The organism is Tardiphaga sp. 20_F10_N6_6, assembly GCF_052076045.1.
GTDB lineage: Bacteria > Pseudomonadota > Alphaproteobacteria > Rhizobiales > Xanthobacteraceae > Tardiphaga > Tardiphaga robiniae.
This window is the reverse complement of the sequence record NZ_CP197239.1, coordinates 1,336,365-1,350,716: the sequence shown is the minus strand read 5'-3', so window position 1 is coordinate 1,350,716 and position 14,352 is coordinate 1,336,365. Positions and strand designations below refer to the sequence as shown.

Genomic DNA, 14,352 nt, shown 5'->3' with positions numbered 1-14,352 from the left:
TCACGAAATCAAACCCACATCAGGTCTATGGGTGTTGCGGTTTAGAATTCCGGTAAACAGCGGAGGAGTTCAGTAGATAACGGTCACCCAGGGGGTGAGATGGGCGACGTTGCCCTCGATCATGCCGGCAATGGCTGTGAGGCTTTCATCGACATTCGCAGTCGGAAACGTGCCGGAGACGAGCAGATCGCTGAAGCGGCCGCGGATGACAATGCGGCTTGATGTCTGGCGCTGCAGGGCTTCGACGACCCGATGCAGCGGGACGCGGTCGAAGACCAGGCGGCCGGATATCCATGCGAGCCTGGCGTCAATGTCTCCGGTTTCGACGGTGCCGAGCTTTCCGCCGGACACGCGCACATGCTGGTTTGCCGATAGCTTGACGGTCGCATCGCGATCCTCGCCGGCGACCGACACCAGTCCGCGCTGAACTGTCACCTCGACACCATCAGCCGTCCGGTCGATATTGAAGGCAGTCCCGAGCACGCGGATTTCGCCTGCGCCGCTGTCGACCGTGAAGGCCGTCTGGTCTGGCTTTACATCGAAAAAGGCCTGGCCACGGCGCAGAACGACCCGGCGTCGACCATCCTTGAAGTCCAGGTCCAGGGCAGTGTCGGCACCGATGTTCAGGCGGGAGCCGTCCGGCAGGTCGCGGGCCATCACCTGACCACGCGCAGTGACAATATCTGCCTGCCAGTTCTCAAGCATCGATGGATTGATGACCCAGATGACGCAGGCTGCAGCGATCGCTGCGGGCAATGCCGGCCACCATCTCATCTGGCGCCGGGCAGCGATGTTGCCGAGACGATGGTCGCGTGCAGCCAGCCGAATGGCAGGCTCCTCAAGCTGCTGCCAGATCGCCGCTGCTTCGCGATAGGCAAGTTGATGACGATGATCCTCATTGAGCCATTGCCGAAAGGACGCTTCGTCGGCCTCGGTTGTCGTCCCGTCGCGTCGGATGAGCCAGAGATCAGCGGCGGCGCACTGTGCTTTCGTTGGCCGGTCGCCAGGTTTCATCAGCAATTCCTTCGATCGATCGAAAAGGCGATGCGGGAATGCTCCTGCCGTTAGAAGCGTTCCAGCTACTCCTACCTTTACAACGAGCGACGAGAAAGAACCCACATCCATTTTAGCGGAAATCTTTGCTGGCGAGGTTGAGATGATCGTCCACGGCGGCGCGGCAGTGTTGCATGGCGCGTAGCAGATGTTTTTCGACGGCACTCACGGAAATGCCGAACCGCTGTCCGATCTCGGCATTGGATTCGCCATTGACACGTCGGCGAATGAAGATCTCGCGGGTTCGGGCGGGAAGCTGCGCGAGCGCGTGATCCAGCGCGGCAACGGCCTCGCGCGCCTGCAGTGCTGCGTCTTCCGATGGCTGCCCGGGACTGAGCTGTTCAGGCAATACATCGGCGAGCATATGATGCCGCCGCGATGCCGTCAGGTTATGATCGATCGCGGCGTTCCGCGCAGCAGCATAGAGAACGCGCTTGTTGTCTTCGTCCGAGCCATTGGTGCCGGCGGCAAGTACGCGAGCGAAGACGTCCTGGACGATCTCCGAAGCCACTTCACGATCACGGACCCGGCGACGCACGAGCGTTTCGAGATGAGCGCGATGTGACGTAAAGAGCCTCGCGATCGTGCTCTTCCAGAGGGTCATGATGTCACGCGTTCGAACAAGACGGGCTTCGATGCGTTGCGGCGATCATTGAGAACGGGGCAATAGCTGACCCATACAAACGATATGTTGTCTGTATGACGAGATCGTCGACCATGTCACCGACGGCGCCAATGTCGCTATCGGAAATCTCGCTCATCACCGGTTCCTGTAGTCAGGATATTCCTGATTGTCCGGCAGAGATAGACGGTACCACTGTCCAGCTCAAGTTATTGATGAGGACGTGATATAGAACGGTTCGAAATTCACGGAAGCCCGGCCATGCGAAGTGCCGGCACGGGATATTCCGACACTCAGGCCGCAGCCACGATCACGTGTGCCTGAATTTTAGCAGCAACCTCGCCGTTGCCATGTCTGCGCGCAATTTCAGATGCTGCGTAGTCAGTTGCAGCTTCCAGTTTTCCCGCGTCTCTGGCTTCGATTTCGGTGCGAAGAACAGTTCCCTGACAATAAGCAACGGCCGGAAGGCGCGGCGAGGATGCACGGCTTTGTTCGGCTCTCGTCTCGATCATCACATGGGAGAAACCTGCGTCCTCCAGCTCGCGACGGATCAGTGCCGTATCGTGGTAGCCGTGTGGCGTGCGCGCCAGAAAGCGCGGCGGATCGTCCGGGAAAATCTTTGCGAGAGCATTCGTCACATCGTCAGCAAATACATTGTCCTCGATGCGATCCCATACATTGAATAAAAGATGTCCTCCGGGCTTCAGAACTCGCTTCGCTTCGCGGTAGGCAGATGGGCGATTAGGAAAGAACATCGCACCGAACTGACAACACACGAGATCGAAGGCCGCATTTTCAAACGGGAGCGCCAGAGCATCCGCTTGTCGCCACGTGATGCGATTGTCCGGAGCTTGTCGCGACGCGGCGTAGTCGAGCATCGGCTGGTTGAGGTCGGTGACAATATAGCTTGCGCCAGGGGATAATCTTGGCGCCAACGCGCGGGTGACAACTCCGGTGCCCGCGGCGATTTCCAGAACGGCGCCTAGCGCGAAAGACGCTGCGCGTTGTGCGAGATCTGCGGCGTAGGGCTCGAAAATCAACGGCACCATATAGCGGTCGTAGTTTTCCGGAATCGAGCCAGCGAATAACTTGTCCGTTTCCAGCATTGCTATCACCCGTCGTCCGTTTGATGGCGCGCGAGACTAGCATGTATTGTCGGCGTCGTCCCGAAGGGCGAGAGCCGAGCCAGGGCCATTGCGTCTGGCCGAACGTCAGTGATTCAAATTCTCCAACCGGGCGCTCGAACGATGGAGCTGTCCAGATGATGGACGGCTCCATTGTTCGCATGCACCAGCATGGGGCGTGCATCGTCGGGACCGGAAACAGACGATCTGGCTATAACTCGTAGCGACAGCTACTTCAGCGCATCCGAGACAAGCCTGAACTTCTGGATGCGCTTTCCGGTGTCGACTTCGGCCGTGTAGACGTTGCCCATGGTATCGACTGCCATGGCGTGAATCCAGTGGAACTGGCCGGCCTGACGGCCATTACGGCCGAAGGTGCCGACGACCTTGCCGTCGTCGCGATTGATGACGCGGATCTCGTTGTTCTCACCATCCGCTGTTAGCAGCCAGCTCTGCTTAGGATCGGGCCACACCGCGAGATCCCACACCGCGCCGTTGCCGAGGGTGGCCTTCTCGTAGAACCACTCCTTCACGAAGCTGCCGTCCTTCTTGAACACCTGCACGCGGTTGTTGATGCGGTCGCAGACATAGACGAGGCCGTCATTGGCGAGCTTCACGCAATGCACGGGATTGCCGAACTGCTGCGACACCGGCGCATTGGGGTCGTAGGCCGCCTGCTTGTCGTCATTCGGCTTGTTGCCATAGGCACCCCAGTGCCGCTTGTAGGCGCCGGTGGTGGCGTCGAACACGATGACGCGGCGATTGCCGTAGCCGTCTGCGACATAGATCTCGTTGGCATCCTTGTCGATGGCGGTCTCGGCGGGCTTGCCGAGCTGGGTGGTGTCGTTGCTGCCCTTGCTCGGCGCGATCTTGCCGATCTGCATGACGAACTTGCCGTCGGTGGTGAATTTCAGGATCGCATTGTCGTTGTCGAGATTGCCACCGACCCAGACGAAGCCTTTCTCGTCGACTTCGATGCCATGCTCGCGGCCGACCCATTCATAGCCTTCGCCAGGACCGCCCCATGAGCGCAACAGATTGCCGGCGGCATCGAACTCCAGCACCGGCGGCGCTGAGACGCAGCACTTCGAACGCGGCGGATTGAGTGCCGCGCCTTTCTCGTCATCGGTGAGCGAGCGCGGGCGGTGGATCACCCAGATGTGGCCGTCCTTGTCGGTCGTGATGCCGCCGACCTGGCCGAGGATCCAGTTGTTCGGCAGCGGCTTCGGCCAGGACGCGTCGACCTCGAAGCGGGGGATATCGGCGGCGCGGGAGGAGGGAGGTGCGAGGGACAGCGCGGCGAAAGCGAGGGCTGCTGTTGCAAGTGCACGCAGTGACCGCGCGCGATGAGTTGGCGACGCCATGACGACCTCCCTGATTGTCGGTGCGGGTTGTCCCGCTTGGGAGGGAGTGAAGTACCGTCGTGATGCAGAGTCAATCTTGCGGCGCGGTGCGTAGGGCGGATTAGCCGTAGGCGTAATCCGCCGCCCACATGATGAGTCGGCGGGTTACGCTTCGCTAACTCGCCCTACGGTGCTTACGCCGGCGGATGAAAGCCCATCACCTTGCCGGTCTTGTAATCAACGAACTTGCCCGTCTCCGTCCATGACGGCAGGCAGAGCGGCACGATGGTCTCGGCAACTTGCGCCGGCGTGTCGAGCGTCTCGGGATCCTCGCCGGGCATCACAATGGCGCGCATATGCGTGCGCACGGGACCGGGATTGAACAGGTTGACGCGGATATTCGTGGTCGCGGTTTCATTGGCCCAGACGCGCACCAGCGTTTCCAGCGCAGCCTTGGAGACGGCATAGGGGCCGCGATAGGCGGAAGCCTTGCTGGCGGTGCCGGATGTGAGGAACACCGCGCGCCCGGCATCGGACTGCTGCAGCAGCGGCTCCATGCAGCGAATGAGCTGGAAGTTCGCGGTGAGGTTCGCGGCCATGGTGTCATTCCAGGCCTTCAGCTCGATATGGCCGAGCGGCGACGAGGGGCCTGCGACGCCGGCATTGCCGACGAGAATGTCGAGCTTGCCGTGGCGCTCATGCAAAGCGGCGCCGAGGCGCGACAGGCCGTCGAGATCGGTGATGTTCAGCGGCACCAGCGTGGCGCTGCCGCCCTCGGCACGGATCGCGTCATCGAGTTCTTCAAGGCCACCCTGGGTGCGCGCCACGGCGACGATGTGCGCGCCGGCCTTGGCCAGCGCCAGCGCAGTGGCATAGCCGATGCCGCGCGAGGCGCCGGTGACGAGGGCGATGCGGGAGGCGAGAGGTTTGGTCATGGCGCGGCTCATAAATCTCAGGCGTCATCCCCGCGAAGGCGGGGATCCATACACGGGAGGGTTATGATGCGGAAAGGTGGTTGTGTCTAATCCAGAGCCAAACAAATTAGATCGTGGCTATGGATCCCCGCTTTCGCGGGGATGACACCCGATAAGACTGCGATCAGCTCGCCTCAGCCAGCAGCGAGAGCTGCCGCGGAGCGTCGATCTCGCTCATGTCGGTGAGCGGGGTCGGGTAGTCGCCGGTGAAGCAGTGATCGGCGAATTTCGGATGGGCAGGATCGCGGCCGGGTTCGCCCATGGCGCGGTAGATGCCGTCGACCGAGACGAAGGCCAGCGAGTCCGCGCCGATCAGGTCGCGCATTTCTTCCAGCGTGTGCGTGGCGGCGAGCAGGCCGGCGCGGTCCGGCGTGTCGATGCCGTAATAGTCCGGATGGGTGATCGGCGGCGACGCGATGCGGAAGTGGACTTCCCTGGCGCCGGCGTCGCGCATCATCTTGACGATCTTCTTCGACGTGGTGCCGCGCACCAGACTGTCGTCGATCAGCACAATGCGCTTGCCTTCGATGGCGGCGCGGTTGGCCGAATGTTTCATGCGCACGCCGAGTTCGCGCACGCTCTGGGTCGGCTGGATGAAGGTGCGGCCGACATAGTGATTACGGATGATGCCGAGTTCGAACGGCACGCCCGAAGCGCGGGAGTAGCCGATCGCGGCAGGCACGCCGGAGTCCGGCACCGGCACGATCACGTCGGCTTCCACATGGGTCTCGCGGGCGAGCTGTTCGCCCATCGCCTTGCGGGTGTCGTAGACCGAGCGGCCGCCGACGATCGAGTCGGGGCGCGCGAAGTAGATATATTCGAAGATGCAGGGGCGCGGCGCTTGCGGTGCGAACGGCTTGTGGCTCTGCGCGCCGTTCTCGTCGAACACGATGACTTCGCCAGGCTCGATGTCGCGGATGTACTTGGCGCCGATGATATCGAGCGCGCAGGTCTCGGATGCGAGGATCGGCGAGCCGTCAAGTTCACCCAGCACCAGCGGACGGATGCCGAGCGGATCGCGGGCGCCGACCAGCTTCTTGTTGGTCAGCGACACCAGCGCATAGGCGCCTTCGATGGCACGGAGTGCTTCAATATAGCGGTCGATGAAACGGTTGCGCTTGGAATGCGCGACGAGGTGCAGGATGACCTCGGTGTCGGTGGTCGACTGCATCATCGCGCCGTTCTTCACGAGCTCGCGGCGCAGGGTCAGACCGTTGGTGAGGTTGCCGTTATGGGCCACTGCAAAACCGCCGGCATTGAGTTCGGCGAATAGCGGCTGGACGTTGCGGAGAATGGTTTCGCCCGTGGTGGAGTAGCGGGTGTGGCCGACAGCGGCGGTGCCGGGCAGGCGCTCGATCACTTCGCGGCGGGAGAAGGTGTCGCCGACGAGGCCGAGGCGACGTTCGGAATGGAAGCGCTTGCCGTCGAAGGCGACGATGCCGGCCGCTTCCTGGCCGCGATGCTGGAGGGCGTGGAGACCGAGCGCGGTGATCGCCGCCGCATCGGGATGGCCGTAGATACCAAATACACCGCATTTTTCGCGGAGCATGTCGCCGTCTAGATCGGGATTTCGCATGGTGGTGCTCGCGTCGTCGGAAGGGCTCTGCATCGGATCCATCGCGCCTTTCAGGTGTCGCGAGAAACTAAGAACGCCTAGCGTCCCGCCGGTTTGCCATCGATCAGCTTTTTCAGGCTGTCGCGGGCAGGTTTGGAATAGCCATCCGCGGCGCCGGGCGCTGCGGGCTCGGCGTCGGTCGTATCCTCATCGGGTTTGTTTTTCTTGAACCTCTTCAAGATGGTGTTTTCAGGGTCATCCGGCAAGAGTGCCATCAGCCAATCGCCGGTTCCCTGCAGAACGACGCGCGATTTGGCACCCGTGACCCAGTCCGGACGCTGCTTGTCCGGGACCAGCCATGAGAAGAACAGGAAGGCGACGACCACGATCAGGAGGCCGCGGGCGAGGCCGAACAGGAAGCCGAGCGTGCGGTCCAGCGCACCGATGCGCGAATCCAGGATCATGTCGGAGATGCGGACGGTGATGATCGAGACCACGATCAGCGTGCCGATGAACACGCCGGCCACCACCACGATGCTGGCGACGGTATCGTTGTTGAAATAAGTTTTAGCGGTCGGGAGCAGCTTCTGGAAAGCAAACAGGGTGACCAGCGCCGCCGCGCCCCAGGCCGCGATCGACAGGATCTCGCGCATGAAGCCGCGGACCATGGCCAGCAGGCCGGAGATCAGCATGACGCCGAGCAGGACAAGGTCGAGAATCGTGATCGGCATCGGCTGGTCAGGTCCGCTCGTGAATCAGAAACCGCGAATCGGCACAGGCGGCCGCTTCAGGTGACGGTGATATGGCACGTCTCGCAAGGCCGGAAAACCGCTATCGGCCGCAAGAGCACACCAGATCACACCATTGTTCCGCTTTCGGCAGAGTGCCTTAACGGAGCGTGTTGCACATCTGCGCAGTCTGTCGCGCGCGCATTCTATAGCGGCCGCGGCAGCGCAGGTCACGTCGCTGTCAGCCGTCCTGGCGCTTGAATCGCGCCGGTACGGTATTTTTCTCGGCATCTGTGCTTTTGCTGTTGTCGCGCGTGGGTTTGACGCCGCGCGCAGCGATATCGGCGACCAGCGAGGTCAGGCCGCCGATGGTATTCAGCGACAGTCCGGCATCGCCGCCGGGATCGCCGCGCGCCGATTCCGGCAGCACTGCGCGGCCGAAGCCGAGTTTTGCCGCCTCTTTCAGCCGCGCCGAGGTCTGCGCCACCGGGCGCACCGCGCCGGACAGCGAGATTTCGCCGAAATAGACCGCGTCGGTGGGCAGCGGCGCATTGCACAGCGAAGAGACCAGGGCTGCGGCCGCGGCCATGTCGGCGGCCGGCTCGTTGATGCGCAATCCGCCGGCGACGTTGAAATAGACGTCGTAGCCCGACAGCTTGACCCCGCAATGGGCCTCCAGCACGGCCAGCACCATGGACAGCCGGGAGGAATCCCAACCCACCACGGCGCGGCGCGGCGTGCCCAAAGTCGTCGGCGCAACCAGAGCCTGCAGTTCCACCAGCACCGGGCGGGTGCCCTCCATGCCGGCGAAGACGGCGGTGCCCGGCGAGCCGAGATCGCGATCGGACAGGAACAGTTCGGACGGGTTGGAGACCTCGCGCAGGCCAAGCCCGGTCATCTCGAACACGCCGATCTCGTCGGTCGGGCCGAAGCGGTTCTTCACCGCGCGCAGGATGCGGAACTGCTGCGAGCCTTCGCCCTCGAAGGACATCACGGCATCGACCATATGCTCGACCACACGGGGCCCGGCGATCTGGCCGTCCTTGGTGACATGGCCGACCAGGATGATGGTGGCGCCGGATTTCTTGGCAAAGCGAATGAGCGCCTGCGCCGAGGCGCGGACCTGAGTCACTGTGCCCGGCGCGGATTCCACGGTGTCGGTCCACATGGTCTGGATCGAGTCGATCACGATCAGCCGCGGCACCGTGCCTTCGGACAGCGTGGCGATGATATCCTCGACCGAGGTCTCGGACGCGAGCTGCACCGAGGCGTCTGCAAGGCCCAACCGCGACGCGCGCAGCCGCACCTGTGCCACGGCTTCTTCGCCGGAGATGTAGACCACGCGGTGGCCGGCCCGCGCCATCAGGCTGGTGGCCTGGGTCAGCAGCGTCGATTTGCCGATGCCGGGATCGCCGCCGATCAAGAGCACCGAGCCGCGCACGAAACCGCCGCCGGTGACGCGGTCGAGTTCGCCCATCCCCGAGGCAATGCGCGGCGCATCGTTGCTCTGGCCGGTCAGGCTTTCGAGATTGAAGGTGCGCCCCTTGCGCTTGGAGCGCGCGCTGACCGGAATCGTGGTGACGCCGGTGGTGTCCTCCTCGGCCAGCGAATTCCACTCGCCGCAGGCGTCGCACTTGCCCTGCCACTTGTTATAGGCGGCACCGCAATTCTGGCAGACGAAGGAGAGGAGGTTCTTGGCCATTGGCGGAAGGAATCGCGTCTGTAGGTGTTTTTGGTTTGTTCTCTTGGTCTACGCGGTTGAACGGGGCATTTGCAAGTTTCTTCTCGAAGGGTTTGCCAGCTTCGCCGGGTGGGACGCATCGACCGGCACATGGGCAAGGTCTATTCGGTTGCCAAAATTCCGACGCGCGAGAACTGGTCGGCAATGTCGGCCTGGATCGCCTTTGCCGCGGCGATGCCGGAGGTGCAGCCTCTGCAGTGGTCCTTCTTCAGCTTGGCGATTGCTTACGCTCGGTAGACGCGCCGCGAGCAGAATCCAGATGCAAGCAGTGGTGAGCGATCGAGGCTGCTCGACCAACCAGCTGAGCCGCAGTCCAGCGCTTCGCGAGTCCAATTTGTTCCGCGCAGGAGCTCGCGTGGAACTGCCATGCGACGAATCCTTCATTAACCTCCGCCCGATAGCCTCACCGCAGTGACGTCAGCGTGAGGTGTGCCGTGCGTGTTTTGATAATCGTGCTGGGTGCAGCGACGCTGGCGACGCCGGTACTTGCCTCTGACTACCGTGATGCGCGCTATCGCGCCGGCACCGCGCGCTATCCCATCACGATGGATACCGGCATTCGCGCGCCGCCGCCGCTTTACTATGTGGAAGCGCCGCCGCGTTATGTGCGGGATCTGAGAACGGGCGAACCGGGCCAATGGGTGGTTCGCCAACCGAGTGTGTTCGAGCAACTCTTCGGGCTGCCCCGCGACGGTTATTAGGTTGGCTGCTGAGGCCGATTGATCTCACGTCGGGCTCTGCGGTGAATCCAGGCGCAGTGCAGCTGTGTCTGCCTTGGCATCCTCATATGTTGCCGTCATCAAATCTTAAGCACGTTCATCAAGGTAAATATCAGGACCGCGTTGACCGGTGGTGGTGCTTGGCTGAGTGTCGCCCATCAGAGCGATACGAACTCATTTCAAACAAGCTCGCCACGGGGTCTCATCATGAAGAAATTGATTGCTGCTGCGATGTTCGCCACTGTCGCCGGAATGGCGATGCCCGGTGTTGCCTCGGCAGGTTGCTATAACTGCTACACACCACCGCCGTGCCAGACCTGCTTTCAGCAGCAGGTGGTGCCGCCGCAGTATCGCACGGTCGAAGAGACGGTGATGGTCGCTCCCGGTCGCACCGTCGCGCGCCGCACGCCAGCGCAGTACGAGACGGTGATGGTGCCGAAGACCGTGATGGTCGCGCCTGCGCGCGTCGATTACGAGCGCATTCCGGCGCAATACGCCACGCAGCAGCGTGTCCAGATGGTCGCTCCGGCGCAGGTCTATTACGCACCGGTGCAGCAGGGCTGCTCGACCTGCAATCGCGGCTTCAGCTTCGGCTCAAGCTACGGTTACTAAGCCGCGGATAGCTCAGATTTTCAGGACTGCGATCGGCCGCCTCAGGGTGGCCGATTTGCGTTTGGGGGAGGCCACCGGTGGCGGCGGCGGTCATCTCCCTGCGGTGATGACCTCTCCGCACAACTCGCCGTCAGCAGCACCATTTCCAAATGAAACTGCGGCATCGAGGTCGAATTCGGAGAGCGGGACGGGCCGACCGAACAGAAAGCCCTGGACGAGGTCCACGCCTGCAGCCTGCAGATATTCAAATTGCTCTTCGGTCTCGACACCCTCGGCCGTCGTTGCGATGCCAAGACCACGGGCCAGCGCAAGCACCGAGGACACTACCGCTGCGCAATCGCGGCGATTGGGAGCGCCTTGTGCGAAGGATTTGTCGATCTTGATCCTGTCGAACGGGAAATTGGTCAAATAACTCGCCGTTGAATAACCAGTGCCAAAATCATCGAGCGCTATGGAGATGCCGAGATTCTTCAGCTGCCGTATCGTCCCCAGATGCGCCGTCGCGTTCTCAAGAAGAGCCGTCTCCGTAATTTCCAACTCCAGCCGTTCAGGCGAAAGACCCGTCTCCATCAGAGTATCCAGCATGACGTCGAGCAGCTTTCCCTTACTGACTTGAACCGCAGAGATGTTGACCATGATCTTGAGGTGAGCCGGCCACGACGCTGCATCCGTGCAAGCCTGGTGCAGGATCCACTCGCCAAGAGGAAGGATCAGCCCCGTCGCTTCCGCGAGCGGAATAAATTGATCGGGAGCAACGAGCCCTTTCGACGGATGCCGCCAGCGGACCAGCGCCTCGGCGCCGCGGATCTGCCGTGTCTTGGCGTCAACCACCGGCTGATAGTGCACTTCGAATTCATTTCGCGCGATCGCGTCCCGCAGTTCGTTTGCCAATATCTTCTGCGAGTGGGCAGCCTCAATCATTTCGGACTGGAACAGGCGGAAATCGTTTCGCCCGCCCGTCTTGGCGTCGTAGAGCGCGAGATCTGCTTTTCTCAACAGGTCCTCGGGATCGACGCCCTGTTCCGGAGCGAGGGCAATTCCAATGCTGATCCCGATGCTGGCCTGGTGGCCGTTGAGATCAAATGGCTGAGCAATGGCATCGATGATCCTGAGGGCAAGCACGATTGCACCCTCCTGCGGATTGGGGCCGCCGTCCTGGATGATCGCAAACTCGTCACCGCCAAGGCGGGCCACCACATCGGTTTCGCGAGTCGACGATTTCAGTCGTTGTGCGAACTCAACAAGCAAACGATCCCCAGCGGGATGTCCCAGCGTGTCGTTAACGGTCTTGAATCTATCGAGGTCGAGCATGACCACGGCAAAGCCATCGTCATGGCGGCTAAGACGCTGGCTCGCCTCCTCAAGTTTCTCGGTAAACAGTGTTCGGTTGGCAAGTCCCGTGAGCGCATCGTGACGCGCCAGGTGAACGATCTCGGCCTCTGCGCGCCGCCGTTCGGTGATGTCTTCGTGCGTTGCAACCCAACCGCCGTCCTTCATCGGCTGTCGGGTGACGAGCATCAATCGCCCATCCGCAAATTCATCGACCCTGGCCGAGCTTGAATCGGTCGAGTGCTGGCCCAATTCAGCTATCTTTTTCCTGATGGCTGGTTCGCTCGTCCCGCCCTTGAGAATGCCACGGGAGACGCGATCGGCGATGATAGCCTCATGAGGCGTCCCGACTTTCAACAAAGCCGCAGGCAACTGGTATAGTTCCGCATAACGATCATTCCAGACAACGAGCCGTTTCGCTCCGTCGAACATGCAGAGACCCTGCGACATGTTGCTCAGCGCAATGTCGAAGCGTTCGTTGGTCTGCTCCAGCTCCACGGCTTTCGTGGCCAGCAACTGCTCCCTGTGTTTTTGCGCCGTGACATCTTCATGAGTCGCCAGCCACCCTTCGGTCGGCATCAGATGGCGCGTCATCGAAATGAGGCGCCCGTCGACAAGCTCCTGGACCTCTTTCTCCAGTTTCAGTTTGGCGTCGACAAGGACATCCGCAGCCATTTCGCAATTTGTTCTCTTCGCCCGGCGATATTCAATGATTTGCCGCAGCGTAGTCCCTGGCTTCACCTGTTCCTCGCTGAGGTGATAGATTTCCGCATAGCGCGCATTTGAAAGAATGATCCTCTGCTCACCATCAAATAGCGAAAGACCCTGCGACATGTTGTTCATCGCGGCGTCGAAGCGCATGTTGATCCGCTCGAGTTCAGCAGCTTTATCAGTCAACAAGCGCTGTGCGCGTTTCTGCTCGGTGATGTCTTCATGGGTTGCGACCCATCCGCCATCCGCAATCGACCTGCGTTGAATTAAAATCACGCGACCGTCGGCAGTCATAAAAATCTGTCTTTGCTTCGTCGGAATCTCCTGAACATCCCCCTCGATGGACAAATCGTGCTTTCCGCGATCTTTGAGGGCCTGCAGCATGAGAGACAAAGGTGTTCCGGGCCTGACGAGTTCTTCCGGGAAACCGTACATCTCGCGGAAGCGGCCATTCGAAACCACCAGATTCTTGTTCGCGTCAAACAGGCAGAGCCCTAGCGACATGTTGCTCAAGGCAGCATCGAACTGCATGTTCGTTCGTTCCAGAATCCTAGTTTTCACGGCAAGACTATTCGTCTGGCGCAAAATCCTAAACGTGCCGAACAAGATGACGGCAACGATCATGGCGACGAGCGGGCCCACCATGTAAAGGTGCTGGCGCCATGGTCCCAGCACCTCACTGCGGGCGTATGTGATGACCAAGACCAGCGGCAGTCCGGGCACAGCCTTGTACCCCGCGAGGCGCGCGATGCCGTCGATAACGCCTATCGTCTCGTAGGTGCCCGCTTCCGATTTTGGCAGATATTCGGAGACGAGCGGGCTATCCGCGAAAGATTTTCCGATGGCTCCTTTTCTCGCGGGCTCTCGCGCAAGAACCCGCCCCGTGCCCGCGCGATGCAGCAACAGCACGGATCCGCCCTTGCCGACATCGATCGCGCGATAGACCTGCGTGAAATGTGTCGGGTCGAGCGGCGCAGTTACGACCCCTGCAAAGCTGCCGTCGGCGTTGCTTAACCGGCGCGACGCCGCCGTCAACCATTTGTCGGTGACAGCCGAGGGATAGGGGGGCGCAATAAACAGCCGGCCATCGGCCTGATCGCGTTGAGCGGTGAAGTGCAACATGTCGGAGATATTGCTTCGCGGCGGCGTGCGATCGTAGGAATGCGCCAGAAGGTTACCGGCTGCATCTGTCCAGCCGACGGCAACGATGATCGATGAGGCCTTCTTGAGAAGACGCAAGGCGGTATTTGCGGCTTCGGGCGTTGCATACTTTCCCGAAAGGTTATCTTCGCGAATTCTCTCGGCTTCGAGCAGTGTTCGATCGATCCCCTCAAAGGTCAGCGCCGTGTGTTCGGCGAGAATCTCGGCGATGTTCAGTGCTGCCTTTCTTGCCTCAGAAAGCGCCGCATGATGGCGCGCCTGCAGATCCACCAAAAACACAACGATGATCGACGTCGCAAAGAAGACGCCGAGCACCACCAATGAAAATCCTGGCAGCCGGGCCAGTCTTCCATAGAACGCGCGCATGAAGCGTCCAGTAGTCGTTACAAATGAAACAAATGAAATTCCGGATTTCAGCGTGGATGACGAACCTTAATAATAGGTTGGAAATATTGGCTTTACTGTACGCGGCGAGGCAAAGGATTATGTTGCACTGCGCACGTTGGAAATGCGGATTCGCGAGATACTAATACCTGTTGCTGGTTGATCGCCATCTATGAACATCAGTCGTACGTACTTGTAAGTAATCGATACAACTTTAAACAGCGCCAGTTTCCAGCGGCCCGCCGTTTGGAAATCTCCTGTTGGCGCTTTTCGGACCCGAGTCGATGTCCTGTTTG

Annotated in this window: 12 protein-coding genes; 3 read left to right on the top strand and 9 right to left on the bottom strand. The window is 61.0% G+C overall.

Annotated elements, in window-relative coordinates:
* Positions 1-69: 69 nt before the first annotated feature.
* The 8 genes from AB7813_RS06430 to radA all read right to left on the bottom strand — a co-directional run bounded on the left by AB7813_RS06430 (position 70) and on the right by radA (position 9,101).
* Positions 70-1,014, bottom strand: coding sequence for a FecR family protein (locus AB7813_RS06430; RefSeq protein ID WP_184517463.1), 945 nt, complete (start codon positions 1,012-1,014; stop codon positions 70-72).
* 112 nt (positions 1,015-1,126) lie between these two features.
* Positions 1,127-1,657 carry an RNA polymerase sigma factor gene (locus tag AB7813_RS06425; RefSeq protein WP_439064070.1) on the bottom strand — a complete coding sequence of 177 codons (531 nt, stop codon included), beginning with the start codon at positions 1,655-1,657 and terminating at the stop codon, positions 1,127-1,129.
* 311 nt (positions 1,658-1,968) lie between these two features.
* Positions 1,969-2,781, bottom strand: coding sequence for a class I SAM-dependent methyltransferase (locus tag AB7813_RS06420; RefSeq protein WP_439083354.1), 813 nt, complete (start codon positions 2,779-2,781; stop codon positions 1,969-1,971).
* Positions 2,782-3,029: 248 nt separating this feature from the next.
* Positions 3,030-4,163, bottom strand: a complete 1,134-nt coding sequence (locus AB7813_RS06415; RefSeq protein WP_439083355.1) for a hypothetical protein — start codon at positions 4,161-4,163, stop codon at positions 3,030-3,032.
* A 173-nt stretch (positions 4,164-4,336) separates the two neighbouring features.
* A complete protein-coding gene (locus AB7813_RS06410; protein ID WP_439083356.1) occupies positions 4,337-5,077 on the bottom strand; it encodes an SDR family NAD(P)-dependent oxidoreductase in 741 nt (246 codons plus the stop codon).
* A 163-nt stretch (positions 5,078-5,240) separates the two neighbouring features.
* Positions 5,241-6,734, bottom strand: coding sequence for an amidophosphoribosyltransferase (gene purF, locus AB7813_RS06405; protein WP_081421779.1), 1,494 nt, complete (start codon positions 6,732-6,734; stop codon positions 5,241-5,243).
* 35 nt (positions 6,735-6,769) lie between these two features.
* A complete protein-coding gene (locus AB7813_RS06400) occupies positions 6,770-7,402 on the bottom strand; it encodes a CvpA family protein (RefSeq protein WP_068731040.1) in 633 nt (210 codons plus the stop codon).
* A 238-nt stretch (positions 7,403-7,640) separates the two neighbouring features.
* Positions 7,641-9,101, bottom strand: a complete 1,461-nt coding sequence (gene radA, locus AB7813_RS06395; RefSeq protein ID WP_120292301.1) for a DNA repair protein RadA — start codon at positions 9,099-9,101, stop codon at positions 7,641-7,643.
* A gap of 108 nt (positions 9,102-9,209) precedes the next feature.
* Here radA and AB7813_RS06390 point away from each other — a divergent pair, with 108 nt between their 5' ends.
* The 3 genes from AB7813_RS06390 to AB7813_RS06380 all read left to right on the top strand — a co-directional run bounded on the left by AB7813_RS06390 (position 9,210) and on the right by AB7813_RS06380 (position 10,471).
* Complete coding sequence (locus AB7813_RS06390) at positions 9,210-9,377, top strand: hypothetical protein (protein ID WP_439083358.1); 168 nt, start codon at positions 9,210-9,212, stop codon at positions 9,375-9,377.
* Between the two features lie 197 nt (positions 9,378-9,574).
* Entirely contained in the window at positions 9,575-9,841 is a 267-nt protein-coding gene (locus AB7813_RS06385) for a hypothetical protein (RefSeq protein WP_439083359.1), read from the top strand.
* A gap of 276 nt (positions 9,842-10,117) precedes the next feature.
* Entirely contained in the window at positions 10,118-10,471 is a 354-nt protein-coding gene (locus AB7813_RS06380; RefSeq protein WP_439084225.1) for a hypothetical protein, read from the top strand.
* 90 nt (positions 10,472-10,561) lie between these two features.
* On the opposite strand, the gene AB7813_RS06375 is transcribed toward AB7813_RS06380, so the two are convergent.
* Positions 10,562-14,038: a bifunctional diguanylate cyclase/phosphodiesterase gene (locus tag AB7813_RS06375; RefSeq protein WP_439083360.1), complete on the bottom strand. Its 3,477-nt coding sequence runs from the start codon at positions 14,036-14,038 to the stop codon at positions 10,562-10,564.
* Between the last annotated feature and the right edge of the window lie 314 nt (positions 14,039-14,352).

Bases quoted from the DNA above. Each gene is read 5' to 3' on its own strand.
- AB7813_RS06410 (WP_439083356.1), bottom strand. From the start codon at position 5,077: ATGACCAAACCTCTCGCCTCCCGCATCGCCCTCGTCACCGGCGCCTCG.
- AB7813_RS06380 (WP_439084225.1), top strand. From the start codon at position 10,118: ATGCCCGGTGTTGCCTCGGCAGGTTGCTATAACTGCTACACACCACCG.
- AB7813_RS06420 (WP_439083354.1), bottom strand. From the start codon at position 2,781: ATGCTGGAAACGGACAAGTTATTCGCTGGCTCGATTCCGGAAAACTAC.
- AB7813_RS06400 (WP_068731040.1), bottom strand. From the start codon at position 7,402: ATGCCGATCACGATTCTCGACCTTGTCCTGCTCGGCGTCATGCTGATC.
- purF (WP_081421779.1), bottom strand. From the start codon at position 6,734: ATGGATCCGATGCAGAGCCCTTCCGACGACGCGAGCACCACCATGCGA.
- AB7813_RS06375 (WP_439083360.1), bottom strand. From the start codon at position 14,038: ATGCGCGCGTTCTATGGAAGACTGGCCCGGCTGCCAGGATTTTCATTG.
- AB7813_RS06415 (WP_439083355.1), bottom strand. From the start codon at position 4,163: ATGGCGTCGCCAACTCATCGCGCGCGGTCACTGCGTGCACTTGCAACA.
- AB7813_RS06425 (WP_439064070.1), bottom strand. From the start codon at position 1,657: ATGACCCTCTGGAAGAGCACGATCGCGAGGCTCTTTACGTCACATCGC.
- radA (WP_120292301.1), bottom strand. From the start codon at position 9,101: ATGGCCAAGAACCTCCTCTCCTTCGTCTGCCAGAATTGCGGTGCCGCC.
- AB7813_RS06430 (WP_184517463.1), bottom strand. From the start codon at position 1,014: ATGAAACCTGGCGACCGGCCAACGAAAGCACAGTGCGCCGCCGCTGAT.